This is a genomic window from Mesorhizobium sp. B2-7-3 (assembly GCF_006440715.1).
In the GTDB taxonomy this organism is placed as follows: domain Bacteria; phylum Pseudomonadota; class Alphaproteobacteria; order Rhizobiales; family Rhizobiaceae; genus Mesorhizobium; species Mesorhizobium australicum.
On sequence record NZ_VFTY01000001.1, the window covers coordinates 83,309 to 108,453 of the forward strand.

General features: G+C 63.2%; 30 protein-coding genes. 15 read left to right on the top strand and 15 right to left on the bottom strand.

What is annotated here, in order from left to right; translation table 11 throughout:
• Positions 1-49: 49 nt before the first annotated feature.
• Positions 50-454 (bottom strand): VOC family protein, encoded by a 405-nt coding sequence (locus tag FJW04_RS00405; RefSeq protein WP_140660138.1) that lies wholly within the window; start codon positions 452-454, stop codon positions 50-52.
• Between the two features lie 104 nt (positions 455-558).
• On the opposite strand from FJW04_RS00405, the gene FJW04_RS00410 reads away from it, so the two are divergent.
• A complete protein-coding gene (locus FJW04_RS00410) occupies positions 559-1,191 on the top strand; it encodes a TetR/AcrR family transcriptional regulator (protein ID WP_015314415.1) in 633 nt (210 codons plus the stop codon).
• Positions 1,192-1,326: 135 nt separating this feature from the next.
• Here the strand turns inward: FJW04_RS00410 and FJW04_RS00415 are convergent, their stop codons facing one another.
• Entirely contained in the window at positions 1,327-1,773 is a 447-nt protein-coding gene (locus FJW04_RS00415; RefSeq protein WP_210161497.1) for an Lrp/AsnC family transcriptional regulator, read from the bottom strand.
• Positions 1,774-2,195: 422 nt separating this feature from the next.
• Between FJW04_RS00415 and FJW04_RS00420 the strand changes: the two genes are divergently transcribed.
• The 3 genes from FJW04_RS00420 to FJW04_RS00430 all read left to right on the top strand — a co-directional run bounded on the left by FJW04_RS00420 (position 2,196) and on the right by FJW04_RS00430 (position 5,308).
• On the top strand, positions 2,196-2,960 hold the full coding sequence (locus FJW04_RS00420) for a transporter substrate-binding domain-containing protein (protein ID WP_246671829.1): 765 nt from the start codon (positions 2,196-2,198) through the stop codon (positions 2,958-2,960).
• Positions 2,961-3,038: 78 nt separating this feature from the next.
• The gene (locus tag FJW04_RS00425; RefSeq protein WP_140711695.1) at positions 3,039-4,343 is read left to right on the top strand and encodes an FAD-binding oxidoreductase; all 1,305 of its coding nucleotides are present in this window, start codon (positions 3,039-3,041) and stop codon (positions 4,341-4,343) included.
• A complete protein-coding gene (locus FJW04_RS00430; protein WP_015314419.1) occupies positions 4,340-5,308 on the top strand; it encodes an amino acid ABC transporter permease in 969 nt (322 codons plus the stop codon). The genes FJW04_RS00425 and FJW04_RS00430 overlap by 4 nt, the downstream gene beginning before the upstream one ends.
• A gap of 222 nt (positions 5,309-5,530) precedes the next feature.
• On the opposite strand, the gene FJW04_RS00440 is transcribed toward FJW04_RS00430, so the two are convergent.
• From FJW04_RS00440 to FJW04_RS00450, 3 genes are all read right to left on the bottom strand, one after another.
• Entirely contained in the window at positions 5,531-6,970 is a 1,440-nt protein-coding gene (locus tag FJW04_RS00440) for a GMC family oxidoreductase (RefSeq protein ID WP_140711697.1), read from the bottom strand.
• Complete coding sequence (locus FJW04_RS00445) at positions 6,967-7,152, bottom strand: hypothetical protein (protein WP_140711699.1); 186 nt, start codon at positions 7,150-7,152, stop codon at positions 6,967-6,969. The genes FJW04_RS00440 and FJW04_RS00445 overlap by 4 nt, the downstream gene beginning before the upstream one ends.
• 184 nt (positions 7,153-7,336) lie before the next feature.
• A complete protein-coding gene (locus FJW04_RS00450; protein WP_015314424.1) occupies positions 7,337-8,098 on the bottom strand; it encodes a GGDEF domain-containing protein in 762 nt (253 codons plus the stop codon).
• 163 nt (positions 8,099-8,261) lie between these two features.
• Here FJW04_RS00450 and FJW04_RS00455 point away from each other — a divergent pair, with 163 nt between their 5' ends.
• Complete coding sequence (locus FJW04_RS00455) at positions 8,262-8,966, top strand: pyrimidine 5'-nucleotidase (protein WP_140711701.1); 705 nt, start codon at positions 8,262-8,264, stop codon at positions 8,964-8,966.
• Positions 8,967-9,060: 94 nt separating this feature from the next.
• Here FJW04_RS00455 and FJW04_RS00460 read toward each other — a convergent pair whose 3' ends face one another.
• On the bottom strand, positions 9,061-9,909 hold the full coding sequence (locus FJW04_RS00460) for an LOG family protein (protein ID WP_015314426.1): 849 nt from the start codon (positions 9,907-9,909) through the stop codon (positions 9,061-9,063).
• Positions 9,910-10,051: 142 nt separating this feature from the next.
• Between FJW04_RS00460 and dapD the strand changes: the two genes are divergently transcribed.
• The 4 genes from dapD (at position 10,052) to FJW04_RS00480 (ending at position 12,562) form a co-directional block, all read left to right on the top strand.
• Complete coding sequence (dapD, locus tag FJW04_RS00465) at positions 10,052-10,906, top strand: 2,3,4,5-tetrahydropyridine-2,6-dicarboxylate N-succinyltransferase (RefSeq protein WP_015314427.1); 855 nt, start codon at positions 10,052-10,054, stop codon at positions 10,904-10,906.
• A gap of 71 nt (positions 10,907-10,977) precedes the next feature.
• A complete protein-coding gene (locus FJW04_RS00470) occupies positions 10,978-11,340 on the top strand; it encodes a DUF805 domain-containing protein (RefSeq protein WP_140711703.1) in 363 nt (120 codons plus the stop codon).
• A complete protein-coding gene (locus FJW04_RS00475; RefSeq protein ID WP_027143826.1) occupies positions 11,333-11,716 on the top strand; it encodes a DUF805 domain-containing protein in 384 nt (127 codons plus the stop codon). Before FJW04_RS00470 ends, FJW04_RS00475 begins: the two co-directional genes overlap by 8 nt.
• A gap of 69 nt (positions 11,717-11,785) precedes the next feature.
• Entirely contained in the window at positions 11,786-12,562 is a 777-nt protein-coding gene (locus FJW04_RS00480) for a hypothetical protein (protein ID WP_140711705.1), read from the top strand.
• Here the strand turns inward: FJW04_RS00480 and FJW04_RS00485 are convergent.
• Positions 12,462-13,505, bottom strand: coding sequence for a 2-dehydropantoate 2-reductase (locus FJW04_RS00485; protein ID WP_140711707.1), 1,044 nt, complete (start codon positions 13,503-13,505; stop codon positions 12,462-12,464). The genes FJW04_RS00480 and FJW04_RS00485 overlap by 101 nt on opposite strands.
• A gap of 125 nt (positions 13,506-13,630) precedes the next feature.
• On the opposite strand from FJW04_RS00485, the gene dapE reads away from it, so the two are divergent.
• On the top strand, positions 13,631-14,824 hold the full coding sequence (gene dapE, locus FJW04_RS00490) for a succinyl-diaminopimelate desuccinylase (protein ID WP_015314432.1): 1,194 nt from the start codon (positions 13,631-13,633) through the stop codon (positions 14,822-14,824).
• A 5-nt stretch (positions 14,825-14,829) separates the two neighbouring features.
• On the top strand, positions 14,830-15,462 hold the full coding sequence (locus FJW04_RS00495; protein ID WP_140711709.1) for a transporter: 633 nt from the start codon (positions 14,830-14,832) through the stop codon (positions 15,460-15,462).
• A 31-nt stretch (positions 15,463-15,493) separates the two neighbouring features.
• On the opposite strand, the gene truA is transcribed toward FJW04_RS00495, so the two are convergent.
• From truA to def, 4 genes are read right to left on the bottom strand one after another with little or no spacing between them, the layout of a single operon-like run.
• Positions 15,494-16,246, bottom strand: a complete 753-nt coding sequence (gene truA, locus FJW04_RS00500) for a tRNA pseudouridine(38-40) synthase TruA (RefSeq protein ID WP_140615230.1) — start codon at positions 16,244-16,246, stop codon at positions 15,494-15,496.
• Between the two features lie 23 nt (positions 16,247-16,269).
• Positions 16,270-16,776, bottom strand: a complete 507-nt coding sequence (locus FJW04_RS00505; RefSeq protein ID WP_015314435.1) for an N-acetyltransferase — start codon at positions 16,774-16,776, stop codon at positions 16,270-16,272.
• Complete coding sequence (gene fmt, locus FJW04_RS00510; protein WP_140711711.1) at positions 16,773-17,726, bottom strand: methionyl-tRNA formyltransferase; 954 nt, start codon at positions 17,724-17,726, stop codon at positions 16,773-16,775. Before fmt ends, FJW04_RS00505 begins: the two co-directional genes overlap by 4 nt.
• A 4-nt stretch (positions 17,727-17,730) precedes the next feature.
• Entirely contained in the window at positions 17,731-18,261 is a 531-nt protein-coding gene (gene def, locus FJW04_RS00515; RefSeq protein ID WP_140711713.1) for a peptide deformylase, read from the bottom strand.
• A gap of 103 nt (positions 18,262-18,364) precedes the next feature.
• Between def and FJW04_RS00520 the strand changes: the two genes are divergently transcribed.
• The gene (locus FJW04_RS00520) at positions 18,365-19,621 is read left to right on the top strand and encodes a DNA recombination protein RmuC (protein ID WP_140711715.1); all 1,257 of its coding nucleotides are present in this window, start codon (positions 18,365-18,367) and stop codon (positions 19,619-19,621) included.
• Positions 19,622-19,624: 3 nt separating this feature from the next.
• Here FJW04_RS00520 and FJW04_RS00525 read toward each other — a convergent pair whose 3' ends face one another.
• The 3 genes from FJW04_RS00525 to FJW04_RS00535 all read right to left on the bottom strand — a co-directional run bounded on the left by FJW04_RS00525 (position 19,625) and on the right by FJW04_RS00535 (position 22,038).
• A complete protein-coding gene (locus tag FJW04_RS00525) occupies positions 19,625-20,029 on the bottom strand; it encodes a GFA family protein (RefSeq protein ID WP_015314439.1) in 405 nt (134 codons plus the stop codon).
• Positions 20,030-20,156: 127 nt separating this feature from the next.
• Positions 20,157-21,110 carry a cation diffusion facilitator family transporter gene (locus tag FJW04_RS00530; RefSeq protein ID WP_140711717.1) on the bottom strand — a complete coding sequence of 318 codons (954 nt, stop codon included), beginning with the start codon at positions 21,108-21,110 and terminating at the stop codon, positions 20,157-20,159.
• Positions 21,111-21,228: 118 nt separating this feature from the next.
• Positions 21,229-22,038, bottom strand: coding sequence for a transglutaminase family protein (locus FJW04_RS00535; RefSeq protein WP_015314441.1), 810 nt, complete (start codon positions 22,036-22,038; stop codon positions 21,229-21,231).
• A gap of 211 nt (positions 22,039-22,249) precedes the next feature.
• Here FJW04_RS00535 and FJW04_RS30520 point away from each other — a divergent pair, with 211 nt between their 5' ends.
• Positions 22,250-22,375: a hypothetical protein gene (locus FJW04_RS30520; RefSeq protein ID WP_015314442.1), complete on the top strand. Its 126-nt coding sequence runs from the start codon at positions 22,250-22,252 to the stop codon at positions 22,373-22,375.
• A gap of 198 nt (positions 22,376-22,573) precedes the next feature.
• Positions 22,574-22,888, top strand: a complete 315-nt coding sequence (gene sugE, locus FJW04_RS00545) for a quaternary ammonium compound efflux SMR transporter SugE (RefSeq protein WP_140711719.1) — start codon at positions 22,574-22,576, stop codon at positions 22,886-22,888.
• A gap of 156 nt (positions 22,889-23,044) precedes the next feature.
• On the opposite strand, the gene FJW04_RS00550 is transcribed toward sugE, so the two are convergent.
• Positions 23,045-23,473 (bottom strand): DUF6481 family protein, encoded by a 429-nt coding sequence (locus tag FJW04_RS00550; RefSeq protein WP_015314444.1) that lies wholly within the window; start codon positions 23,471-23,473, stop codon positions 23,045-23,047.
• A gap of 339 nt (positions 23,474-23,812) precedes the next feature.
• Here FJW04_RS00550 and FJW04_RS00555 point away from each other — a divergent pair, with 339 nt between their 5' ends.
• Positions 23,813-24,874, top strand: coding sequence for an LLM class flavin-dependent oxidoreductase (locus tag FJW04_RS00555; RefSeq protein WP_015314445.1), 1,062 nt, complete (start codon positions 23,813-23,815; stop codon positions 24,872-24,874).
• The last annotated feature ends 271 nt before the right edge of the window (positions 24,875-25,145 follow it).

Here is a 25,145-nt window from a genome sequence, read left to right on the forward strand (position 1 = left end):
ATGAATCTGTCTCAACGCGACGCGCTTTGGACGCTTTGATCGCGCTGGGCTATTGCATGGCAGCGGGGTTCATCCACAGGAGCTCCCAGACGTTGCCGTCAGGGTCTTCGATGTGGCGGTTGAACATGAAGCCGAGATCCTGAGCGGGGTTGGGATCGGCGCGGCCGCCGGCCGCGACGCCCTTCTCGATCGTGGCATTGACCTCGTCCTTGCTGCTCGCGGTGAGTGCGATCAGCATCTGGCTGTCACGCCTGGCGTCGCCGATCTGGCGGGTTGTGAACTGGCCGTAATGCTGGTGCGTCAGCAACATCACCCCGATCGCGTCGGAAAACATGACCGAACTAGCCTGGTCGTTCGAGAACCGCGGATTGAGCGTGCCCCCGATCGCGAGATAGAAATTGGTCGCTGCCTGCAGATCCCGCACCGGCAGATTTATGAAGATCATCTTGGTCATCGGTCTAAGCCTTGCCTTCGTTGACAGGTACTAGTCAGTCCAGTACCGTTTCATGGGGCTACCACGAGAGAACGGTACCGTCTAGTACTGGTTAAGAGGGCGCCATGAAAATCGACGGTGAGACCAGATCGGCTCGCAAGGATCGTGAGATCATCCAGGCGGCCACAGCGGCGTTCACCAGCAAGGGATATGACGGGACCAGCATGGAGGAAATCGCCACCAAGGCGGGGGCCTCCAAGCAGACCGTCTACAAGCATTTCACCGACAAGGAGACGCTGTTTGGCGAAGTCGTTCTGTCAACCGCTACCCAGGTCAATGACATCATCGAGTCCGTGACGACGCTGCTTTCCGAGGCGAAATTCATGGAAGGCGGCCTGCAGCAGCTTGCCCGACGTCTGATAGCGGTTCTCATGGATGAAGAGTTGTTGAAGCTGCGGCGCTTGATCATCGCCAACGCGGATCGAATGCCGCAGCTTGGCCGCGCTTGGTACGAAAAGGGGTTTGAGCGCATGCTTGCCTCGACGGCGTCCTGCTTTCAAAAACTCACCAGTCGAGGACTGATACAAACAAGTGATCCCTATCTGGCAGCCAGCCATCTTTTTGGAATGCTTCTTTGGATCCCCATGAATGAAGCCATGTTCACGGGAGGCAACCGGCGCTCCAAGGCCGAACTGGAACGCCACGCGGATGCCTCGGTGGAGGCATTTCTGGCCGTCTACGGAGTCCAGCCGAACTAGTCGCGTCCCCTGCCCACGTTTGCAGGGGTCGAGGACACCACCATGTGCCTTTCGACCTGCAAACAGTGATGCGCACGGGCTACCAGATCGACAAGTTCCAGTGGAACGGCCGGCCGCCGGGACATCCCGCCATTCCTACAGAGCGTAGATGGTCCGGTTGAACTTCGTCTCCATCACCACGTGGGAAGCGGTTTTGACGACGCCGCTGATTTCATTCAGGGCATTCACCTCCCGGTTCAGCTTCTCGAGCGTCTCGGCGGCAAGGTGGATGATCAGATCCCATTCACCGGTTATGGCATAGACAGCCTGGATCGAGGGCATCGCCTTGATCCTTCTGGAGACGTCCGGATAGCTCTTGTTGTTCAGGGCGGCGAGGGTGAAACAGTGGACGGCGTTCTGGGCCACCGTCTTGGCCAGACGGACGGTATAGCCTTCGATGATGCCGCCGGCCTCCAGCTTCTGGATCCGCTCCTGCAGCGCTGTCCGCGACACGCCGAGCTGTCGTGCCAGTGACGCGACCGGCTCCCGCGCGTTCTTCTGCATCAGCGCGAGCAACTGACGATCCTTCTCGGTCAATTCCACAAACAAAACCTCTCGCTCGATCCGCTTAGTAACCACCGCGCGATCCTATCGGCTGAACAGCCCCCGCGACAATCCGCAATACTGGCAGCGGCGAACGGAACAAGGCCAACTATCCGGCACTTTGTCATCCCAAGGGACGCAATGACTGCGCGATCGCCAATATCCCGCATTTCGCCGGGTGGAACCCTTCTTTTTGCGACCTGACTGTCTGGGGTCACGAACGCCGGTCCGTCAGGGGGAATCAACTTCGGCTGTGATGGGCAAAGTCCGAAACCGATCCGGTTGAACCTGCAGCTGAAGCGCTGAGGTTCGACGTCGGCCACTCAACCTATCAGTTCAACCACAAGGGAGGGATAACTTTGAAAAAACTGCTCAATTTAGCCGTTCTTGCCGCCGCGACATTCGCCATCACGACGGCAGCCATGGCCGGTGAAACCCTGGACCGCGTCACGTCGAAAAAGGCGATGGTCATCGCCACCAACGCGGCCTGGCCGCCACAGAGCTTTCTCAACGACAGCAACGAACTCGCCGGTTTCGACATCGATGTCTCGCGCGAGATCGGCAAGCGGCTTGGCGTCGACGTCTCGTTCGAAACGCCCGACTGGGCGACGTTGACCGGCGGGCGCTGGCAGGGACGCTACGACCTTGGCGTCGGATCGGTCACGCCGACAAAAGCCCGCTCCAAGGTGATCGACTTTGTCGGCATCTATTATTACAGCCCCTACGTCTATGTCCTGCACAAGGACAGCGGCGCGAAGTCGGTCGCCGATCTCAACGGCAAGATCATCGGCGTCGAGACAGCCACCACCTCGGAGGATTTCATCCGCCGCAAGCTCGAAATCGACGCGCCTGGCCTGGCTCCCATCGAATACAAGCTCGAGCCGGGCGAGATCCGCACCTACGCCGATTCCATGCTTCCCTTCGATGACCTGCGGCTTGGCGACGGCGTGCGCCTGAATGCCGTGATCGCGCCGGAACAGACGGCGCAGAACGCCATCAAGAACGGCTATCCCGTAAAGATCCTGGAAGGTGAGTACGCCTTTCGCGAGCCGCTCGTCGTCATCGCCGAGAAGAAGGATCCCGAGTGGACCGCGAAGGTCGGGGGCATCATCACCGAGATGAAGACGGACGGCACGCTCGCCGCGCTGACCACGAAGTGGTACGGCAAGGACTACAGCGCCAAGTAAAGTCATTCCGCCGGCTGCTCCTCGGCAGCCGGCGGGCGTCACCCCACCTCATGAATGCCCCTCACCGCGAAGTCGTCCATGGCCTATCCGGACACCTATTACGCCCGCACCCTGACCGACCGGAAGACGCGGCCCCCGCTCAAAGGCGAGGCGCGATGTGACGTGGCCGTCGTCGGCGCCGGATTGGCCGGGCTGACGACAGCGCTGCAGCTGGCGCGCGCCGGACTGCACGTCGTCGTGCTGGAAGCCCAGGTCGTCGGTTTCGGCGCTTCGGGACGCAATGGCGGCTTCGTCACACCCGGCTTCGCCACCGGCGGCGACACTATCGCCGCGCGTGTCGGCGGGCAGGCAGCGCGCGACCTGCACCGGCTGTCGATCGAAGGCATGGAATTCGTGCGCGACACCATCGAAGCGCTCGGAATATCGGCCGCCCAGCCGCGTGCCGGCCTGCTCAGCGTCTTGCGCTACGACGGCGGCGATGCGCTGAAGGCCTATGCCGACCAGATGGCACGCGACCACGGTTACGAGCTTCAATATCTGCGCGGCGAAGATGTGCGCGCGGTGCTGAAGTCGGCTCGCTACCACCAGGGCCTGCGCGACCCGAACGCCTTTCACATCCATCCGCTCAACTATCTGCGTTGCCTGGCCGACGAGATCGAGCGGCTGGGCGGCAAGATCCATGAGAGTTCCGAGGTCATGCAATGCGACCTGTCGGGACCGCAAAAGATGCTGCGCACGAGCCAGGGCACGCTTCGGGCGCCCCAGATCGTGCTCGCGACCGGCGGCTATACCGGCCCGGTGTTCGGCCAGCTCTACCGCGCCTTTCTGCCCATCGCGACCTATGTGATGGTTTCCGAGGCGGCTCCCCGCCTCATCGCGCAAGCCATCGCCACCACCGATGCCGTCGGCGACAACAGGCGGGCCGGCGACTATTATCGTCTGGTAGAGAGCGGCAATCGCCTTTTGTGGGGCGGGCGCATCACCACGCGTGCCGCTTCCGCCGACGCGCTGGCGCGCGAATTGCGCCGTGAAATGGTCGGCACCTACCCGCAGCTCGCCGGCCTCAAGACCGAATTGGCCTGGTCGGGGCTGATGTCCTATGCCCGGCATCTGATGCCCCAGATCGGGGAGCTGCAATCGGGCGTCTGGTACTGCACCGCTTTTGGTGGCCATGGCCTCAACACCACGGCGATTGCCGGAAAAATTGTCGCCGAGGGCATTCTGGGCGCTTCGGACCGGTATCGGCAATTCGCGCCATTCGGACTGAGCTGGGCCGGCGGCGCCGGTGGCCTGGCCGCCGCGCAGCTCACCTACTGGAAATTGCAGGCGCAGGACTGGTGGCGGGAACGCCGCGCCACCACCAAGGACAAGGTGACGGCATGATCGGCAGGCTGATGCTCTCCCATCCAGGGCTTGCCCGCCACGCGGCGGCCGCGCTTTTTCCCGCGCTGCTGGCCGCGGCCCTCTACGCCATGGGCATCAAGTCGAGCTGGATCGGCTCGGTGATGCCGCTTGCATCCGACTGGTTGCAGGCCAATCCAGCCTTGTCGCGCGCCCTCTCGGCCGTGTTGATCGCGCTCCTGGTTCTGGTGAACTGCAAGCTGCTGCTGCTCATGCCCCGACGCCAGCAGATCGCCGGCGTCTGGATCGAGCTGTTCGCGCTGCTGATGCTGTTCTTCTATTCCTTCGACCTCTCCTTTGCCTTCATTGCCAGGAAGGTTGGCTTCCTGATCACCCAGGGCGTCACCACGACGCTTTACATTTCGGCGATCTCGATTCTCATCGCAACGACCATCGCGCTTATCGGGGCCATCGCCAAACTGACCGGCAACGGCATCGTCTACGGGCTGGCCACCTTCTACACGTCGCTGTTTCGCGGCCTGCCGTTGCTGATGCAGATCTACATCATCTATCTCGGCCTGCCGCAGGTCGGCTATGTGATCGGCGCGGTGCCGGCCGGCATCGTTGCGTTGTCGCTGTGTTATGGCGCCTACATGACCGAGATCTTCCGCGCCGGCATCGAAAGCATCCCGCGCGGCCAAAGCGAAGGCGCCACGGCGCTCGGCCTGAGCCCCGGCCAGACCATGGCGCTGGTCATCCTGCCGCAGGCCATGCGCGTCATCATCCCGCCGACCGGCAACCAGTTCATCGCCATGCTGAAGGATTCCTCGCTGGTGTCGGTCGTCGGCGTCTGGGAGATCATGTATCTCGCCCGCACGATGGGCCAGACGGAGTTCCGCCATATCGAGATGCTGATCACCGCCTCGATGATCTACTGGATCCTGTCGATCGCGCTGGAATTCGGCCAGGCCTATCTCGAACGGCGCTTCGGCCGATCGGACCGCTAGGGGTTTGACGCCTAAAATCAGCGCGGCTGCGGTGCCTCGGCCTTCAGCCGCACAAGCTGGTCGCGCTGCAGCTCGAGCGCGACGGTGACGAAGCGCCGGATGGTGGCAAGCTCGGCGTCGCCGCCGTGCTGGTGCGCATCGCCCTCTACGGCTTTTGAGCCTCTGCCGGCGCCATCCTTGGCGTCGGCAGAACGGGTCGTGATCCGAGCAGGACGACTGCGCTCAGACCGTGACCACCTTGCTCAGGTGCTCACCCAGCCGGCAGGCGAGCGCGGTGATCGTCGTCGTTGGATTGGCTTGTCCCGACGTGCAAAAGACCGAAGAGCCGCCGACATAGAGATTGTCCATGCCATGCACCTTGCAGTTGGCGTCCACCACGCTCCTGGTGACGTCGGTGCCCATGCGCGTGCCGCCCATATGATGGTGGCCCGCCGTCTCTTCGTTGGTCGGATAATCGTCGCCCTTCGAGATCCAGTCGGCAATGCGCACCCGGCCCAGGTTCTTCTGGGCAAGCGTCGTGCCGAACAGCCTTAAGCCTTCGAGAAGGGTGCGGCGTTCCAGTTCCGATTTCTTCCAGTGCAGTTCGATGCGCGGCACGCCGGCATGGTCGACCTCGGTTTTCGACAGCTCGATCTGGTTCGAAGCCAGCGGCGCCTGTTCCCAGGCGACATAAAGCTGAGCGGCGCAACGCAGGTTCTGGTCGAGCTTGCCCGACACCCATTCCGCCATGTGCGGCGCCGTACAGGCAAGATCAGCGATCAGGCTCTTGACGCCCGGATAGGGAGTCTCGATCAGCCTGATGCCGAAATTCATGATCCTGAGCCGTTCCATCGCGGCAGCCATCGGCGAGAAGAAGGCCTCCTTGACGGCATCGACCTCGAACGCGCCGTCGTCGGCCAGGATGGCATTGCCGCCCTCGAAGGTCGGATGCTCCATCCAGTAGCGGCCAAGCGCCGTCGCGTTCGGCACGACGCCGCCGTTGGAGCGCCGGTTGGACCACAAAAGCAGCCGGGAATTCTCCAGTCCGCCGGTGCAGACGATGAAATAGTCGGCGCTGAACGAGCCGGCGTCCTGCCCGTTGGACCATAATCTGGCGCCGGTCACGCGTTTGCCATCTCCGGCAAGCTCGGTGGCGTAGGTGTTGAGCACGACGGCGATGTTTTTGCTCTGGTCGAGTTGGTCGCCGAACTTTTCTGCAAACCGGACCGCCGGGCTCTTGATCAGCTGCACCCAGCGAATGTCGTCCGAGATCGGCACATCTGGCCGGAAATCTGGAAGGTCGAGGATATCGCGCACTTCCGCAAGATAGGGTTCGATGTCGGCGCGCCGGATAGGCCAGCCGGTGTCCGGTGCCCAGGCTTTCGGCTCGAAATCCTGTTTGTCGAGCACGCGACACCAACCGGCCCAGTGATTGGAACTGCCGCCCATGAACCGCAACCGCGTGATATCGAGATCGAAGTAGGAATCGCCGACCGTCGTGCCGCGGTAGAAATCCTGCGACTCGTCGCTGAATTCCCGCGAGCCGGCTTCCAGCACCACGACCGGGATGCCGGCCGCGCCAAGTTTCCTGGCGATCGTGGTGCCGGCGGGGCCGGAACCAAGGACACAGACCTTTGGCGCGAAATTGGCGGCGCGATACGCCTCGTAGCTGTCGAAGATCATGCCAGGTCGCTCCGCTTCAGGATCCAGCCATTGACCTCGACGATCTCGTCGGGGTCGGCCCGGGATGAACCGCCATGGATGGCGTCGGCATCAGGCAGCTTGCGGAACAAGGACAGGGCAGGCAGGGCGATCAGCGCCTGCACGAGCGTGCGGCGCGGCATTTTTTTGATGAAGAAACTCATGACAGGCCTCTCGGCTGGGGCTTCGATGCGCGCATGACGTTCCCCGAACGGCACACGCATCGTCACGGAAGCCAGTATCGTGCCAAGCATGGCCTCACGGCGGTAAAAAGCCTGACAAGCGGCACAACCGGATGCAAACAGGGTTAGAGATTTCTTAACCGGCCGGGTGTGCTGGCCAACCCGCTCATGCGGCTTCGGAAATGTCGGTATCGAGGATCGTCAGGTTGCGGCCCGCATGCTTGGCCTGGTAGAGGCGCCGGTCCGCAGCGCGCATCAGGTCCGATACGTTGACATCCTCGCCGCACACGGTGCCGCCGATGCTAACGGTCAACGGAATGGTTCGCTCATCGACGGGTCGGAAGCGGATCAGCTCGACCTCGCGACGGATCCGTTCGGCAACGCGCTTGGCCTCCTGTTCCGTGGCTCCGGTCAGAAACGCGCCGAACTCCTCGCCGCCGATCCGGCCGAGCACGTCGCCGCTGCGCACGCCGCGCTCGATGGCGCTGGCGATCAACAGCAGCGCGTCGTCCCCGGTCAGGTGACCGAAATTGTCATTGATCTTCTTGAAATGATCGGCGTCGATGATCAGCAGCGCGCCGCGGTCGGACTTGCGCCGGGAGCCGTCCAGCGCGGCAAAGAAGCTTTCCCGGTTGAGCATGCCGGTCATGTCGTCGCGGCTCGCCTTTTCCGCCAGGCGGCGGTGCGCCGCGGCGAGTTGGGCATGGGCACGGGCCAATTCGCGATGGGCATTTTTCAACCTGTCGCTCTGCCAGAACGTGCCGGCGCATGCCGTCCAGGCAAGGACCAGCGGACAGACCGTCGACGTCAGCCAGATCGTGCGCGTGACCGGGAATCCCATCGCTGGGACTATGATCAATGTCAGCAGGAGCGAGGCAGCGACGGAGGCCAAGGCGATGGCGGCGGATTTGAGAATAATGCTATTCATCGCGGGCTCCCCACAGGACTTGTCTCTGTGCCAGCAAGCCCTGAAGGCCACCTTTCCGGGATGGCTAAAATTTGAATCGTGAGGCCATTTCCGCCACTCTCGACGCGCATAAGTTGTGGATAAAGTCCCTTTCAGAATCCCTGTTTCATGCCATAAGGAGCGCATGACCACGCTTCCCGATCCCGCCCGCTTCGCCCATGTCACCGACTGGGTGTTCGACCTCGACAACACGCTCTACCCGCATCACTCGAATTTGTTCTCCCAGATCGACGTCAAGATGACCGCCTATGTCGGGGAACTGCTGGCGCTGCCGCGCGAGGAGGCGCGCAAGCTGCAGAAGGAGCTCTATCGCGAATACGGCACGACGCTGAACGGGCTGATGACGCGCCACGGCATCGATCCCGACGACTTTCTGGAGAAGGTCCATGACATCGACTATTCGTGGCTGGTGCCCGATCCTGTTCTCGGCACCGCCATCCGCCAGCTTCCCGGCCGCAAATTCATCTTCACCAATGGCGACCGCAGGCATGCCGAGCGCACCGCGCGCCAACTTGGCATCCTCGACCATTTCGACGACATTTTCGATATCGTCGCTGCCGGCCTCAATCCCAAGCCGGCGCGCCAGACCTACGAGCAGTTCGCCGAACTGCACGCCGTCACCGGCCACAATGCGGTGATGTTCGAGGACCTCGCCCGCAACCTGGCCGTGCCGAAGTCGCTGGGCATGACCACGGTTCTCGTGGTGCCGCGCAATTTCGAGCCGACCTTCTCGGAAATCTGGGAACGCGACCCGGCGCAGGAAGACGACGTCGACTACGTCACCGACGATCTCGCGGAATTTTTGACGGGAATAGTGAGTAGTGAGTAGTGAGTAGTGAGTAGTGAGTAGTGAGTAGTGGAGGAGCACACCTTTCGCTCGCTCACTACTAATCCCTACTCACTAATTTCCACTGCCTACTCACTCACTCACTCCCTAGCTTGTAGAAGCGGCTGATGATGCCCCACGCTTCGTCGGCTGTGTCGACGAAATCGATGATGTCCTGGTCGCCCGGGCTGATCGTGCCCTGCTCGGCGAGGAAGTCGAGGTCGATTGCCCGCTTCCAGAAGGACTTGCCGAACAGGATCACCGGCACGCGCTCCATGCGTCCGGTCTGGATCAGCGTCAGCGTCTCGAAGAACTCGTCCATCGTGCCGAAGCCGCCGGGAAACACCGCCACGGCCTTGGCGCGCATGACGAAGTGCATCTTGCGGATGGCGAAATAGTGGAAGTTGAAACAGAGCTCCGGCGTCACATAGGGGTTCGGCGCCTGCTCGTGCGGCAGCACGATGTTGAGCCCGATCGACGGCGCGCCGACATCATCGGCGCCGCGGTTTCCCGCTTCCATGACGCCCGGACCGCCACCGGTCACCACCACATATTCGCGATAATATGACGTGGCCGACTGCTGCGAGCAGAGGCGGGCGAATTTGCGCGCCTCCTCGTAATATTTGCTGTTTTCCTCAAGGTTCTTCTTCTGCATCTCGTTCTTGGCCGCCCAGGCCTCGCCGCCGGGCTCCGGCAGGCGCGCGCCGCCGAACAGGATCACGGTCGAACGAATGCCGCGCTCGGCGAGGATCATTTCCGGCTTCAGCAGTTCCAGTTGCAGCCTGACGGCGCGCAGCTCGCGCCGGGTCATGAAGTCGGGATCGTTCCAGGCCAGGCGGTAGGTCTCGGCCCGCGTTTGCGGCGTGTCCGGCACGCTTTTCGACCGCTCCAGATCCTCATCCGAGTGCGGCAGCGGCGTCCATCCCGCCTTTTCCATGGGAGTCATCGAATCCACCCGTCCATTCCTTTACTTGCGCCGTCCCATGACGCTGGCGCGATTGACCCCCATTCCACCTTAACATAGGGTCCGCGCGACTTTTAAACAGGTTAAGGCGCAGCCCTTAACAGCTTGGTAATGGAGCAAATTCATGTCGAAGCCCGATCTGGCGAGCCTCGAAAAGACCATCGACAGGGCCTTCGAGGAACGCGACGCCATTTCGACCGCGACCCGCGGCGAGGTGCGCGACGCCATCCAGTCGGCACTCGACCTGCTCGACCGCGGCACCGCCCGCGTCGCCGAGCGGCAGGCCGACGGCAAGTGGCATGTCAACCAGTGGCTGAAGAAGGCGGTGCTGCTCTCCTTCCGGCTCAATCCGATGGAGATCATCAAGGGCGGCCCCGGCGAGGCCGTGTGGTGGGACAAGGTGGCGTCCAAGTTCGACGGCTGGGGCGCCGTCGATTTCGAGAAGGCGGGCTTCCGCGCCGTGCCGTCGTCGATCGTGCGCCGTTCGGCCTATGTCGCGCCGGGCGCGGTTTTGATGCCGTCCTTCGTCAATGTCGGCGCCTATGTCGATAGCGGCACCATGGTCGATACCTGGGCCTCGGTCGGCTCCTGCGCCCAGATCGGCAAGAACGTCCACCTTTCGGGCGGCGTCGGCATCGGCGGCGTGCTGGAGCCGATGCAGGCCGGCCCCACCATCATCGAGGACAATTGCTTCATCGGGGCGCGTTCCGAAGTGGTCGAGGGCTGCATCGTGCGCGAAGGCTCGGTTCTGGGCATGGGCGTCTTCATCGGCCAGTCGACCAAGATCGTCGACCGCGCCACCGGCGAGATCTTCTATGGCGAGGTGCCGCCGAATTCCGTGGTCGTCGCCGGCTCGCTACCGGGCAAGGCATTTCCAAACAACGAGCCGGGCCCAGGTCTCTACTGCGCCGTCATCGTCAAGCGGGTCGACGCCAAGACCCGGTCCAAGACCTCGATCAACGAATTGCTGCGCGATTGATCTTTCCGCCGGGCAGGCGCACCTTCCGCCGGCGCGACAATCGGCCGCGCTGGTTCAACTGGAGGGGTGACATGGACTGGAAATATCTGCTCACAAGCTTTGATGGCCGTATCAACCGGGGCAAGTTCTGGGCTGGCATCGGCGTATTCATCGTTATCGGCATTATTGCTTTCATTCTCGATGCGATCCTCGGCACGCGTTTCACCACGGCCAGCGGTGCCCAGATCGGCATCATCGGCATCCTCTTCGCGCTGGCATCGATCTATTTCGCGATTGCCCTCTATGCCAAACGCTGGCACGACCGCAACAAGTCGGGCTGGTGGACGCTGATCGGCTTCGTACCCGTCATCGGTGGCATCTGGCTGCTGGTCGAACTCGGCATTCTCGAAGGCACCAGGGGTGCCAATCAATATGGATCGGACCCGCTTGCCTGAAAGATCGGATCTCAACTGGCTTTTCTTCAAGACCTCGGGCCGCGTCAGCCGCGCGGCCTATTTTCTCGGCGGGTTGCTCGTCGCCATCATCCAGGCATTTCCGCTGTACCGCTTCACGCTGGTGCCGGAGGGTTCGGCCGAGAGCAACATGTGGTCGTTCATCTTCTTCATCGCCTTCATCGCCTCGCTGTGGTCGAACATCGCGCTGGCGGTGAAGCGGCTGCACGACCTCGACAAGCCGGGTATCGCAGCGCTGATCCTGTTCGTGCCGGTCGTCTCGATCGTCGCCTTCCTTGTGTTGTGCCTGTTTCCAGGGCAGCCTGGACCCAACCGTTATGGCCGGCGCACCAACGAGCCGGCAGAATCAAAGAAATAGAGCATGACGTCGTCGGAAAACCGCTTCACACTTTTCGGCATCATGCCCTAGGGGGCCGATCGGATCGCCATGCGCTACCGCACGCTTGATCCGAAACTGATCATCGAAACCGCCGAGCGGCTGGAAGGGCGTGTGGCCGACCGTTTTCCGGAGGCCGGGTTGCGCGGCGTTGCCGCCGAACTTGTGTCGCTGTCGCGCGATCTGGCCAAGGCCGCCAAGGCCCTGGAAGCGCCTATATGGTGGCTGCGTGGCATCATCGTCGCCTCCGTCATCGCGGGCGCGCTGATCTTCCTGTTCGTCGGCACCATCCTGCCGCTCATTCACATCTCCCAGGCCGACGACGCGGTCCAGTCGGTGCAAGGCATCGAAGCCACGATCAACATGATCATCCTCGCCGTGCTCGGCTTCCTGGCCCTGATCCGCACCGAGGAGCGCATCAAGCGCAAGCAGGTGTTTCGCCAGTTGCACGGCCTCAGATCGCTGATCCATGTCATCGACATGCACCAGTTGACCAAGGATCCGGCGGCGCTGTCGGCCAGCTTCAAGCCGACGGCGCATTCGCCGGCCCGTCTCACCAATGCCGCGGATCTCGCGCGCTATCTCGACTATTGCTCCGAAATGCTGTCGATCACCGGCAAGATCGCGGCGCTGTTCGCGCAATCCGTCAATGACGCCGTCGTCATCGACGGCGTCAACGACATCGAGAACCTGGCGTCCAACCTGTCGCGCAAGATCTGGCAGAAGATCACGTTGATCGACGGCCGGACGGCGGCGCCACAACCTTCTCCGGCACCAGGCTTGGCGAGCCAAGCCGCTCGGCTTCCGCCGCGCGCACCAGCGCGCTGATAAGCTGGACCGTCGGCGCCGGCGTACCGGCTTTTTCAGCGAGCCGCAAAACAGCGCCCTGCAAGTCGTCGATCTCGGTCGACCGGCCACGCTGCAGATCGTCCCACATCGACGAGCGCGCCTCGAGATCGATCGCCAGCATGCGCCGGGCCAGGAGCTTGAACAGCCAGTCGGGCAACCTGAGCACCTTCGGCAGCAGCGTCGGGCGCAGGCCGGCGATCCGCGCCGGCTCGATGCCGGAGGCCTTCATCGCCAGCAAGGCCTCGTCGATCTGGCTGGCCAGGATCAGCCGCCAGCGCCGGTCGGCAAGTTCGGCTACCAGCGGCAGGCCTGACAGCGCCACCAGCGCATTGTTCAGGTTCATCAGAAGCTTCCCCCACAGCACGGCCTTCATATCGCCACGCGTTTCGACAGCCAGGCCTTCGGTGTCGAGAAGATCGGCAAGGCCGGCATTGCCTTCTTCGACCATAACCTTGCCGTCGCTGGCGCGGTGGACGCGCAACGGCAGCTCTCCATCGGCTGATTGCACGACATTGAACGGCACCATGCCAGCCAGCACCGTTCGCGGGCCAAGCACCGCGCGCAGCCTGTCGGCGTTGTCGACGCCGTTCTGCAGGCTCACCACCACGGCATCGGGACGGGCATGGGCCTTGATGAGTGCCGCCATTTCCCGCGTCGCGCCGCTCTTGACGGTGACCAGGATCACATCGGCCCCCGGCAAGGACGCGGCCGGATCGGCGGTGACGACAAGCTCTGCCGGCTTGATCAGGCGATCGCGGCCCTCGAGGTCGCTGACGCGCAATCCGCCCTGCCGCAGCGCTGCCTCGATGCGCGGCCTGGCAAGCAGGACAACCCGCCGCCCGGCGAGCGCCAGGCAGCCGCCGGCATAACAGCCAATGCTGCCGGCGCCGGCAATGACGATCCCTTTTTTGCCGTTTGCCATCTCTTACTCCGCATCAGCCAGAACTATACGACATGAAAACCATAATGTCGGCGGTATCGTCGGCCATTGGCTTGGCCCTATGTCTGGCCGTGACAGGCCATTCGCTTTCGACTATCGCTTTTGCCATGACGCTGCCGACTGACCCCGCCGCAAACCTTGCCTCTCTCATCCGCTGTGCCTCGGTGACACCAGCCGAAGGCGGCGCGCTGAGCGCGCTGGAGGCGATGCTGAAGCCGCTCGGCTTCCTGGTCGATCGGCCGGTGTTCTCCGAAGACGGCACGCCCGACATCGAAAACCTCTATGCACGGCGCTCCGGCAATGGCCCGCATCTGATGTTCGCGGGTCATACCGACGTGGTGCCGGTCGGCGACGAAGCCGCCTGGACGCATCCGCCTTTCGCCGCCGATATCGCCAATGGCGAAATGTATGGCCGCGGCGCGGTCGACATGAAGGGCGGCATTGCCTGCTTCATCGCCGCGGTGGCGCGCCACGTCGAGGCGAATGGTGGCCCGAAGGGCTCGGTCTCGCTGCTGATCACCGGCGACGAGGAAGGGCCTGCCATCAACGGCACGGTCAAGCTGCTCGAATGGGCCGCGTCCAAAGGCGAGAAATGGGACGCCTCGATCGTCGGCGAGCCGACCAATCCGGACACGCTCGGCGACATGATCAAGATCGGCAGGCGCGGCTCGATGTCGGGTAGCATCACCGTCAATGGCCGCCAGGGCCATGCCGCTTATCCGCAGCTTGCCGACAACCCGGTGCGCGGCCTGATGAGCCTGGTGGACGCCTTGCTGCATCCCGTCTTCGACAAGGGAACCAAGGATTTCCAGCCGACCAACCTCGAGGTGACCTCCATCGACGTCGGCAACCCGGCCACCAACGTCATTCCCGCCAAGGCAACCGCCACCTTCAACATCCGCTTCAACGACAGCTGGACGGCCGAGACGGTCCAGGCGGAAATCCACAACCGCCTCGATCAGGCGGCTGGGCGCAAGAAATACCGGCCGGGCAAGAAGACGCCAGTCGACTATGAGCTGGTCTGGCGCGACCGGCCGAGCCACGTCTTCCTGACCCGCGACGACAGGCTGGTCGAGACGCTGAGCGGCTCGGTCAAGGCGGTGGTCGGCAAAAAGCCGGCGCTATCCACCTCCGGCGGCACATCGGATGCGCGCTTCATCAAGGATTATTGCCCGGTGGTCGAATTCGGCCTGGTCGGCAAGACCATGCACATGGTCGACGAGCGCGTGGCCATCGCCGATCTGGAAACGCTGACGCGGATCTACCAGCGCTTCATCGACGACTGGTTCGGACAGGGCTGATCAGCATGCTTTCGGCGGACGAAACCCAAGCTTCGCTGACCGGCGCCTGGCGGCTGATGCTCGGCAAGGCCGACGGCCTGCGCCTGCTCGACCTCACGGCCGACGGCTTCTGGAATTCGTTCTTCGCCATCATCGTCGCGGCACCGGCGCTGATCGTCGGCTGGGTCGGCATCGCCAACGAGATCGGCGATCCCGATGCCTTCGCCGGCCGCTTCAGCATGCTGGTGCGACTGGCGACGGTCGATATCGGCTCCTGGGTACTGCCGCTGGTGGCGCTCGCCTTGGTGGCGCGGCGCGCCGGCATCGGCGGGCGCTTCGTCCACTATGTCGTGGCCAGCAACTGGGCCTCGGCGATCACTGCCTGGCTGATGCTGCCTTCGGCGCTGATCAGGCTTTTCCTGTCCTCGGCAAGCCAGGTCTCGAGCCTTGTGTCGCTGCTGTTATTTTCCCTGTCGATGGTGCTGACCTGGCGCATGACCAACGCGACGATCGGCAGGGGCGCTGCCTTCGGCACCGCCGTTTTCGTCGGCATGTTCGTCGCTTCGCTGCTGGTGCTGTTCGGGCTGCAGATGCTGCTTGGCATCTCCGCGCCGGACGATGTCGGGGGCCAGAGCCTTTCCGGGCTTTATCCCGGATAGAACCAGGATTCTACCCGGGAGAACCAGGGTTCTACCCGGGATAATCGACGCCAATGAGAAAAAGCCCGTCGGGCGGCGCCACCTGGCCGCAGGCGGCGCGGTTTCGCGCCTCGAGCGCCGCCTTGAGGTCGCCCGATGTCCAGCCGCCGTCGCCGACCCGCTTCAGCGAGCCGACCATCGAGCGCACCTGGTTGTGCAGGAAGGATCGTGCCGATGCCCTCACCTCGATCAGATCATCGCCCGCCCGGCTCACATCGAGCCGCTCCAATGTCCTGATCGGGCTGTTAGCCTGGCACTGCGTCGAGCGGAAGGTGGTGAAGTCGTGCCGGCCGAGCAGGAGCTTCGCCGCTTCGTGCATGGCGGCGGCATCGAGCCGCTTCGGCACCCACCACACCTTACCCTTGTCCAGCGCCGAGGGCGCCCGCCGGTTGAGGATGCGGTAGAGATAGTGCCGGCCGATGGCGGAGAAACGGGCATCGAAATCGTCCGGGACGATCGTGGCCTTCAGGATGACTATGCGCGCGCCGGCCGCCTGCAGGTGTGCATTGACGGCATCGCGCACCTTGTCGTCGGGCCACGCCTTGGCAAGGTCGACATGCGCCACCTGCGCGGTCGCGTGCACGCCGGCATCGGTGCGGCCGGCGGCGCGCAGCCGGACCGCCTCGCCGCAGAATTTCTCGATCGCCTGCTCGATCGCCTGCTGCACCGAAGGCTGGTCGGCCTGATGCTGCCAGCCGGCAAACAGGCTGCCGTCATATTCGATATCGAGGCGAAAACGCGGCATGCCGGTCGGCTATACGCCCCCGCCTAGGCGGCGAGAGCGGTGAAGGCGGAGGCGTAGACCAGCCTGCCGGATTCGGGAGCTTCGCCCCAGGCCAGCGCCTGCAGCGCCTCGCCCTGGTATTCGCTTTCGAACTTTTCTGCGCGGGCGTGGCTATAGCCGAAACGGCCGTAATAGGCCGGATCGCCCAGCACGACGGCCAGTGTCTCGCCGGCGTCCTTGAGCCGAATATGGGCCTCGCGGATCAACGCGCCGCCGATGCCGCTGCCATGGAAGGAAGGCTCCACCGCCAGCGGCGCAAGCGCCACGGCGGCAAAACTCTTGCCGCCGCTCTGCACGAACAGCCGTGAGAACAGGATATGGCCGACGGCCTGGCCGTCCTCTTCCGCCACCAGTTCGACGACGGCGTCACCGCCGGTCACCAACGCGTCGACCAGTCCGGCCTCCGTCTGCTGGCCGAAAGCGTGTTCCTCGACGAGGCGGATGGCCTCGCGGTCCCGCGGCGTCGCCGCGCGTATCGACATCATGCTCATGAGAATTTCAGTCCTTTTTCGATCTTGGCTCCGCGCAGGAATTCCGACGCGGCGGCGGGCTTTCCGCCCGCACGTTGAACTTCGACCAGCCTGACCGCGCCTTTTCCGCAGGCGACTGTCAGCCGGTCATCGAGAATTCCTCCCGACTCGCCCAAATCTTCCGAAGGCGACACGCCTTCGGATAGCGTCGAGCGAAGCAGTTTCAGCCGTTCCATACGGCCGCCAATTTCAATCTCGGACCAGGCGCCGGGAAACGGCGACAGGCCACGAATATGGTTGTGAACCTCGGCCGCGGGCCGTGTCCACTCCACGCGCGTCTCGGATTTATCGATTTTCCTGGCGTAAGTCACCCCTTCGGCCGCCTGCGCGGTAAATGCCAGGGTGTTCTGTTCCAGCCGCGCCAACGCTTCCACCATCAGGGCAGCGCCGACACTCATCAACCGATCATGCAGATCGCCGGCTGTCATATCGGGGCCGATGGCGCATTTTTCAACCAGTCCCACCGGGCCGGTATCCAGCCCCGCCTCCATGCGCATCACCATCATGCCGGTCTCGGTATCTCCCGCCATGATGGCGCGCTGGATGGGCGCGGCGCCACGCCAGCGCGGCAAAAGCGACGCATGGCCGTTGACGCAGCCAAGCCGGGGTGCCTCCAGAACTGCCTTCGGCAACAGCAATCCATAGGCGACGACCACGGCGATATCGGCGCCCAGGTCGGCAAAAGCGGCCTGCTCGGCCTCGCTTTTCAACGATGCCGGTGCACGCACCTCGATGCCAAGCCGCCCGGCCTCGCGCTGCACCGGTGACGGCGTCAGTTCCAGCCCGCGCCGGCCGGCGGCGCGCGGCGGCTGCGTGTAGACGGCTGAAATCTCGTGGCCAGCCTCGGCGATGGCGCGCAGCGTCGGCACCGAAAACTCCGGCGTGCCCATGAAGATGACGCGAAGGGGCATTGCCCTATCCCACCAGCTTGCCTGGCGCCTTGTCCCTGGCGAGCTTCTTGAACTTCTTCACCACCATGTCGCGCTTCAGCTTCGAGATGTGGTCGATGAACAGCACGCCGTTGAGGTGGTCGATCTCGTGCTGCAGGCAGGTTGCCATCAGCCCCTCGGCCTCGATCTCCTGCAGCTTGCCGTCACGGTCCAGATATTTGACCCTCACCGAAGCCGGGCGCTCGACCTCGGCATAGTAATCAGGGATCGACAGACAGCCTTCCTCGTAGACGGACCGCGCGTCGGCGCTTTCGAGAATTTCCGGATTGATGAAGACATGTGGCGCCGGGGCTTCGTCTTCCTTGGCGAGATCGATCACCAGCATGCGCAGGGGCTCGCCGACCTGGATTGCCGCCAACCCGATGCCGGGTGCGTCATACATGGTCGCCAGCATATCGTCGGCAAGTTTGCGCACCGGCGCGTCGACGCGCTCCACCGGCTTGGAGACCTGGCGCAGGATGGGATCGGGAAGAATGATGAGCGGCTTGATCGGCATGGCGTTTCACCTAAGACCTCAATAGAAAGGCGTCAACCGGTGCGCGTGCGCCTCGTTCACGTTTTGATCTGTGCCAGACCGCCGAATCGGCTATGCTGTCCACATGAATGATCTGAGCACCATCCTTTCGGAGCCCGTCGCGCGGCTCGGCGCCTCGACAATCACGCTCGGCCACGTCTTGGCCGTCGCCACATTGCTGTTTCTCGGCTTGTTCGTGGCGCTCGTCATCGCGCTGTGGCGCTCGGCCAAGGCGCGCGCGGTCGCCGCAGCGGAAGCCGCCGACCATGCCCGCGACGCCGAGGCGCGGATGGCCGGCATTCTGCAATCCCAGGCCGAGATGCAGGGCCGCATGGGCGCCATCGCCGAAGTGTTCGGCGCCCGCCAAGCCGAATTGACGCAGTCGATCGGCCAGCGGCTCGACGCCATGACCGGCCGCATCGGCCAGACCATGACCGAGCAGACCAAGTCCACGCATGAGAGCCTGGCGAAACTGCAGGAGCGGCTGGCGGTCATCGACACCGCGCAAGGCAACATCCAGTCGCTGGCCGGCCAGGTCGTGCAGCTGCAGGCGATCCTCTCCAACAAGCAGACGCGCGGCGCCTTCGGCCAGTCGCGCATGGAGGCGATCGTCGCCGACGGCCTGCCGCACGGCGCCTACGAATTCCAGGCGACGCTGTCGAACGGCAGCCGGCCGGACTGCCTGGTGAAAATGCCGAACGGCGCGCCGTCGCTTGCCATCGATGCCAAATTTCCCCTGGAAGCGTGGAATGCCATCCGGGCCGCCGATAACGCCGACCTGCAGAAGGTCGCGGCCCAGGCCTTCCGCCGCGATATCGAGGTCCATATCCGCGACATTTCGGAAAAATACCTGCTCCAGGGCGAAACCCAGGACACCGCCTTCATGTTCGTGCCGTCGGAATCGGTGTTCGCCGAAATCCACGAGAATTTCGAAGCGGTTGTCCAGAAGGCGCACCGTGCCCGCGTCATCATCGTCTCGCCTTCGCTCTTGATGCTGTCGATCCAGGTCATCCAGGCGATCCTCAAGGATGCGCGCATGCGCGAGCAGGCGCATCTGATCCAAGGCGAAGTCATCAGGCTGATGGAAGACGTCCAGCGTGTCGACGAGCGGGTGCGCAAATTGCAGGGCCATTTCGGCCAGTCGGCCAAGGACATCGAAGACATACTCGTCTCGACCTCGAAAGTGACCAAGCGTGGCCAGAAGATCGAGGCGCTGGAATTCGGAGAAGGCGAGCCCGACGCCCCGCGCGGCGGCGCCCCTGCCAAGGTGGAGGCCGCACCGCGCGCTGCCGATTCAAAGACCGGGCAGCTGAGATTGAGGGTCGTCGAAGGCGACGACTGAACGCTACTGCTCTTCGACCGTCGTCATACCCTCGAATTCCGGAAGCCAGTGCAGCGCCGACCGGTGCCATTTCTGGTGTCTCGGGACCAGGTTCTGGCGCTGCCGCGAGGTCCCGACCCTGATCCCATAGACCTTCGGACCGTCGCCGACCGATGTCGCATAGAGATGCGAGCCGCAGTCGGCACAAAAAGCCTGCGTTCGCTTGGCGCCGCTCGCCACGGTCTTGATGTAGATCTTCGGTTCGCCGCTGGTGATCCGGTAGTGATCCTCCGTCGCAGGAACGGTAACGCGAAATGCCGTACCGGTCAGTTGCTGGCAATCGGTACAATGGCAGATCGAGGTCTTCTCCGGGTCGACCTCCGCCTCATAGGTGATGGCGCCACAATGGCAGCCGCCGTCGATCTTCATTGTCATTCCTCCAACTTCGATCGGCTGATTTTAGCGGCACGGAGACCCGAGGCAACGGCGGGGCGCTGGTCCAGGGGCCAGAATCCCGAAAAGTGCACCGCGGTGTCGCAAAAGTTCGTACTCGAATCTATCCGGACGCGGATTCGATCAGCTTGCGCCGCTTTTCCCAGGTGCCTGACGTCTGCGGCTTGACGAACAGCCGCGTGATCTCAGGCATCTCCTTCTTCAACCGCGCCTCGATGCGCTCGACACAGGCCTCGATCTCCGGCGCCGACAAATGGTCCTCGAATTCGATGCTCAGGCCGGCGACGATTTCTTCCGGACCCATATGCACCGTCAGCACGCCGTTCGCCCGCTGCACCGCCGGATCCTGCTGGACGATCGCCAGCACCTTCCTCTGCACCTCGGGTGAGGCCGGCTCGCCGATGAGCAGGCCCTTGCTTTCACGCGCCAGGAAGATTGCCGTCGTGCCGAGGATGAGCGAGATGCCGATCGAGGCGGCGCCGTCGAGTTCGGGCATCTCGAAAATCTCCGCTGCCAATATGCCGGCAAAAGCGACGGCCAGGCCGAGAAGGGCGGCACTGTCTTCGAACAGCACGGTATAGACGCTCGGATCCTTGCTCGATTGCACGGCTTGCAGCCAGCCCTGCTTGCCCTTCTGCTTGCGGAATTCCTTCAGCGCCACCAGCCAGGAGCTGCCTTCGAACAGGAAGGACAGGCCGAGAACGATGTAGTTCACCCTAGCGTTGGCGACCGGCTCCGGCGCCATGATGTGGATGATGCCCTCGTAGAACGACACGCCGGCGCCCAGCGCGAAGACCAGAAGGGCGACGATGAAGCTCCAGAAATAGAGTTCACGGCCATGGCCGAGCGGGTGCGAGCTGTCCGCGGGGCGTGCCGCCCGGTGCATGCCGTAGAGCAACAGGCCGCCATTGCCTGTATCGACCAGCGAATGCACGCCTTCCGACAGCATGGCCGAACTGCCGGTGAAAAAGGCGGCGGCGAATTTGGTCAACGCTATGGCGAGATTGCCGGCGAGCGCCGCGTAGATAACCGTTCTGGAGCCGCCGTGTCCAGCCATGCAGGTTCTATCCTCTTCGAGGCAGTGTAGCGGCTCTGCCGCGGAGTTGCACAGCCATCACAACGCGCCAATCGTCGGGTCGTTCAATGTGTTCGAAACCTGCTGGCGGGAAGGCCAGCTATTCCTGGATCTCGTCGGTCCACACTTTGAAGCCCGCAAGCAACCCTGGCCCGAAGATATGGGTTAGCGGCACATCCGCCGCGTCGCGGCCGGAGGCGATCAGGATGCGGCCGATGCGTGGCGCGTTGTTGCGCGGATCGAAAGCGTGCCAGCGGCCGCCGAGATAAACCTCCATCCAGGCGCAGAAATCCATGCTCGCCCAAGGCTTCGGCATGCCGATGTCGCTGATGTAGCCTGTGCAGTAGCGCGTCGGGATATTGAGTGCCCGGCAAAACGTGACGGCAAGATGCGCGAAATCGCGGCACACGCCGCTCCGTTCGCGCCAGGCTTCCGCGGCGGTGCGCGTCACCCGTGCGTTGCCGTAGTCGAAGACGATGTGGTTGTGGACGAAATCGCACACCGCCTGCACGCGCGGGATGCCTGATGGCATATGGCCGAACAGCCGCCATGCCTCGCTTGCCAAGAGGTCGCTTTCGCAAAACCGGCTGGGCAGCAGGAACAGCAGCGTTTCAGCCGGCAGGTCGCGCACCTCATGCTGCCACGCCATCAACTCGCCCATCTCGAACGTGCCGGAGTCGCGGATCACCGCATCCGTACCGAAAGTGAAACGCCCGGGCGGGGCGACGAGCCGGTTGCACCAGTTGCCGAAACTGTCGCGATAACTCTCAATCGGCACTGGCGGGTTGGAGGTCAGGAAATCCGGGCGCTCAAGATCGGAGGCGCGGGAATAGTGGACATTGAGCATTGAGATGAGCGGCGTTTCCTGCGGAAAGTCGAAGCTCATCTCGCAGCCGATATGGATCCGCATTGTCGTCCTGACGGGCCTGCCTGACGATCACCCGGCGGTGCACGGGTCGATGCTGCAGTGCGAAGACAAGCATGGCATGGACTGCCGGGGTTTACGAGCAAATTAGAAACCGGTTGAAAGCGGCCTGCCGGCGCTGGCAGCAGGCACTCGCCTCTTGCAGTCTGGCGTTTGTCTTGTTTCACTCCGTTTCCCGCAACTGGAGGAACGAATCATGGCTAAAGGTGCGATGAAGGCAGGCAAGGAAGCCCGCAAACCAAAGAAAGACGCCAAGAAGCCTGTAGCCGCTCCGGCCCTGAAGGCGCCGCCGGTCAAGGCGACGAGGATCAAGGAAAAGTAGATATCGCAGAGCGTGCATGGATTTCACCGGCGGCGTCCGACATGCCGCCGGCGAATTGTTGATTGGGCGTTCAGACACCCTATATCGACGATGCGGGGACGACCTCGCATTTCCCGAAATCCGGTTGGGACGGCCCGCCCATTGTTTGATTGAGCATCCTAAGACCTTTCGGCCGGATGTTCTGGATGGAGCGTTCCGATGCCATGGATTCTTCTGTTCTTCGCCGGCCTGTTCGAAATCGGCTGGGCGATCGGGCTCAAATACACCGACGGCTTCACCAGGCTTGTTCCGACCGTGCTCACGGTTGCGTCGATGATCGTCAGTTTGACCTTGCTTGGCCTGGCGCTGAAGACCCTGCCTGTCGGCACAGCCTATGCGGTGTGGACCGGTATCGGCACCGTCGGCACGGCGCTGCTCGGCGTCTGGCTGCTGGGCGAGCCCGCGACGGCGATCAGGCTCGGCTGCATCGCGTTGATCGTCTGCGGCATCATGGGGCTGAAACTCGCGGCCTGAACGGCCCTGTCCACCGACTGGCGCTATCGACCGAGCTGACATCATGAATCGACGTCCCTGGATGCAGGGAGGCTCCCCGTGGGCAACACCGACACGCGAAAAAGGGCCGCGCCTTGGCGCGTCCCTCATTCATCATCCATCGAGGCGAGTGCGCTGTTAGCGACCCGTAAAGCCGGGCGGTGTCCTGCCGGTGCGCTGCTTGCGTGCCGCATAGCGTGCGTCGCGCTTTGCCTTGCGCTCTGCTTCATCGGCAAGCAAACGAGCGATACGCTCGTTCTCTTCAGCTTCCCGAAGCTTGGCATCCGCTTGCGCTGCCTCTTCGGCGGCAATGCGCGCAGCTTCGGCTGCTGCCTCACGCTCGGCTTTCTCAATCGCCTCGCGTGCCAGCTTTTCCTGCTTCAGCTTGGCCTTCTCGGCCTCGCGGATCTCACGAGCCGCAAGGATCGCCTTGCGTTCGGCCTGTCGTGCCAGCACCGCGGGATCGTCTGCTGCCGGCTTTGACTTGAAGCGCTCCAGAAGCGCCTTCTTTGCCTCGGTCGCGGCATTGCGCCGCTCGAAAATGTCTTTTTCCCTGTAGATAGCCAAGTCCACTTCCTTGAAGTCTATTCGCGACGCTTACATACGCGCGAAAACCGGGAGTTCAAGCGCCAAAACGGCATGCCAGCCATGAAATTCCGGGATGTTGCACCCGGGAGACGCATTTTCCGCCGAAATCGACATGCACTGTTCACCAGCCAGCCTCTGGCGGCGCGACGGACGCGTCGCTACCTCTGGAGCATGATGCCGAAAAGGGGGAAGCGGTTTTCGGACGATATCATGCTCTATCTATCTCTTCGATTTAGCGTCGGATTCGGATTTCAGGTCGAACAGAGCTGAAATCATCCGACCCTAGCGCAACGATCAACACATTGGGATGACATCCAAATGGAACTCGGTCTCTACACTTTTGCCGATGTGAGCCCTGTGCCGGGTCCCGGCGCCATCGGTCCGCATGAGCGGCTGCGCAACCTGATCGAGGAGATCGAACTTGCCGACCAGGTCGGGCTCGACGTCTTCGGCCTCGGCGAACACCACCGGCCGGACTATGCCGCCTCGGCACCGGTCGTGGCTTTGGCCGCGGCGGCGGAGCGTTCGAAGCGCATCAAGCTGACCAGTGCGGTGACCGTATTGTCCTCCGACGATCCGGTGCGCGTTTTCCAGCAGTTTTCCACGCTCGACCTTCTGTCGGGCGGCCGCGCCGAGATCATGGCTGGGCGAGGTTCGTTCATCGAATCCTTCCCGCTATTCGGCTACAACCTCGAAGACTATGACGAGCTGTTCGCCGAAAAGCTCGACCTGCTGCTGGCCATCCGCGATCAGGTGAAGGTTACCTGGTCGGGTAGGCTGCGCGCGCCGATCAACGATCGCGGCGTCTATCCCAGGCCCTTCCAGGACAGGCTGCCGGTCTGGATCGCCATTGGCGGAACGCCGCAATCGGCCGCTCGGGCGGGCGCGCTCGGCCTGCCGCTGGCGCTTGCCATCATCGGCGGCGAACCGGCGCGCTTCGCGCCGCTGTTCGACCTCTACCGTGAGGCCGCCAAGCGCGCTGGCGGCGATCCGACGGGGTTGGCGACCAGCATCAACGTGCATGGCTTCATCGCCGACACGACCGAGCAGGCGGCGGACGACTTCTACGGCCCCCAGGCCGAGGTGATGAACCGCATCGGCCGTGAGCGCGGTTGGGGTCCGACATCGCGTGCGCATTTCGACCAGTCGCGTGGTCCCGACGGCGCGCTGTTCGTCGGCAATCCGGAGCAGGTGGCGGAAAAGATCGTGACCCAGCACAGGGTGTTCGGTAATGACCGCTTCCTGCTGCAGATGGCGATCGGCACCATGCCGCACGCCAAGATCATGAAGGCGATCGAGCTCTACGGCACCAAGGTGGCGCCGATCGTACGCAAGGAAACCGCGAAATCCGCGCCGACCGTGGCGGCGCCTGTCGCGTGAACTTAAGGAGGCCCGCGAGCCTCATTCCATGAGCCCTGGATGAGGATGCTTATCGCGTTGCCCGGTGTAGGGCCGCATTCATCATCGCGGCATGATGGATTTCGGTCGCCTCGTCGGCTGGGAACAGGCACTCGATGCGCAGTTCCTGGGCGGCGACGGTTTGGGGCGTGCCGACTGGCCTGCTCCCGTGCCAGGCCCGCCAGCTGCCCGGACTCAATTACACGGCATGTAATCGTGGAACGCTCGCAGCCGAGCCGTCGGTCTGAGCTAT

Coding starts and splice junctions, on each gene's coding strand:
- FJW04_RS00440 (WP_140711697.1), bottom strand. CDS start 6,970: ATGATCTTCGACAGCTACGAGGCGTATCGCGCCGCCAATTTCGCGCCA.
- FJW04_RS00495 (WP_140711709.1), top strand. CDS start 14,830: ATGCTTTCGGCGGACGAAACCCAAGCTTCGCTGACCGGCGCCTGGCGG.
- FJW04_RS00450 (WP_015314424.1), bottom strand. CDS start 8,098: ATGAATAGCATTATTCTCAAATCCGCCGCCATCGCCTTGGCCTCCGTC.
- dapD (WP_015314427.1), top strand. CDS start 10,052: ATGTCGAAGCCCGATCTGGCGAGCCTCGAAAAGACCATCGACAGGGCC.
- fmt (WP_140711711.1), bottom strand. CDS start 17,726: ATGCCCCTTCGCGTCATCTTCATGGGCACGCCGGAGTTTTCGGTGCCG.
- FJW04_RS00525 (WP_015314439.1), bottom strand. CDS start 20,029: ATGAAGATCGACGGCGGCTGCCATTGTGGCGCCATCACCTATGAGGCG.
- FJW04_RS00520 (WP_140711715.1), top strand. CDS start 18,365: ATGAATGATCTGAGCACCATCCTTTCGGAGCCCGTCGCGCGGCTCGGC.
- FJW04_RS00535 (WP_015314441.1), bottom strand. CDS start 22,038: ATGCGGATCCATATCGGCTGCGAGATGAGCTTCGACTTTCCGCAGGAA.
- dapE (WP_015314432.1), top strand. CDS start 13,631: ATGACGCTGCCGACTGACCCCGCCGCAAACCTTGCCTCTCTCATCCGC.
- FJW04_RS00485 (WP_140711707.1), bottom strand. CDS start 13,505: ATGGCAAACGGCAAAAAAGGGATCGTCATTGCCGGCGCCGGCAGCATT.
- FJW04_RS00480 (WP_140711705.1), top strand. CDS start 11,786: ATGCGCTACCGCACGCTTGATCCGAAACTGATCATCGAAACCGCCGAG.
- FJW04_RS00445 (WP_140711699.1), bottom strand. CDS start 7,152: ATGAGTTTCTTCATCAAAAAAATGCCGCGCCGCACGCTCGTGCAGGCG.
- FJW04_RS30520 (WP_015314442.1), top strand. CDS start 22,250: ATGGCTAAAGGTGCGATGAAGGCAGGCAAGGAAGCCCGCAAACCAAAG.
- FJW04_RS00460 (WP_015314426.1), bottom strand. CDS start 9,909: ATGACTCCCATGGAAAAGGCGGGATGGACGCCGCTGCCGCACTCGGAT.
- def (WP_140711713.1), bottom strand. CDS start 18,261: ATGCCGATCAAGCCGCTCATCATTCTTCCCGATCCCATCCTGCGCCAG.
- FJW04_RS00410 (WP_015314415.1), top strand. CDS start 559: ATGAAAATCGACGGTGAGACCAGATCGGCTCGCAAGGATCGTGAGATC.
- FJW04_RS00420 (WP_246671829.1), top strand. CDS start 2,196: ATGGCCGGTGAAACCCTGGACCGCGTCACGTCGAAAAAGGCGATGGTC.
- FJW04_RS00505 (WP_015314435.1), bottom strand. CDS start 16,776: ATGAGCATGATGTCGATACGCGCGGCGACGCCGCGGGACCGCGAGGCC.
- FJW04_RS00470 (WP_140711703.1), top strand. CDS start 10,978: ATGGACTGGAAATATCTGCTCACAAGCTTTGATGGCCGTATCAACCGG.
- FJW04_RS00430 (WP_015314419.1), top strand. CDS start 4,340: ATGATCGGCAGGCTGATGCTCTCCCATCCAGGGCTTGCCCGCCACGCG.
- truA (WP_140615230.1), bottom strand. CDS start 16,246: ATGCCGCGTTTTCGCCTCGATATCGAATATGACGGCAGCCTGTTTGCC.
- FJW04_RS00405 (WP_140660138.1), bottom strand. CDS start 454: ATGACCAAGATGATCTTCATAAATCTGCCGGTGCGGGATCTGCAGGCA.
- FJW04_RS00455 (WP_140711701.1), top strand. CDS start 8,262: ATGACCACGCTTCCCGATCCCGCCCGCTTCGCCCATGTCACCGACTGG.
- FJW04_RS00555 (WP_015314445.1), top strand. CDS start 23,813: ATGGAACTCGGTCTCTACACTTTTGCCGATGTGAGCCCTGTGCCGGGT.
- FJW04_RS00425 (WP_140711695.1), top strand. CDS start 3,039: ATGGCCTATCCGGACACCTATTACGCCCGCACCCTGACCGACCGGAAG.
- sugE (WP_140711719.1), top strand. CDS start 22,574: ATGCCATGGATTCTTCTGTTCTTCGCCGGCCTGTTCGAAATCGGCTGG.
- FJW04_RS00530 (WP_140711717.1), bottom strand. CDS start 21,110: ATGGCTGGACACGGCGGCTCCAGAACGGTTATCTACGCGGCGCTCGCC.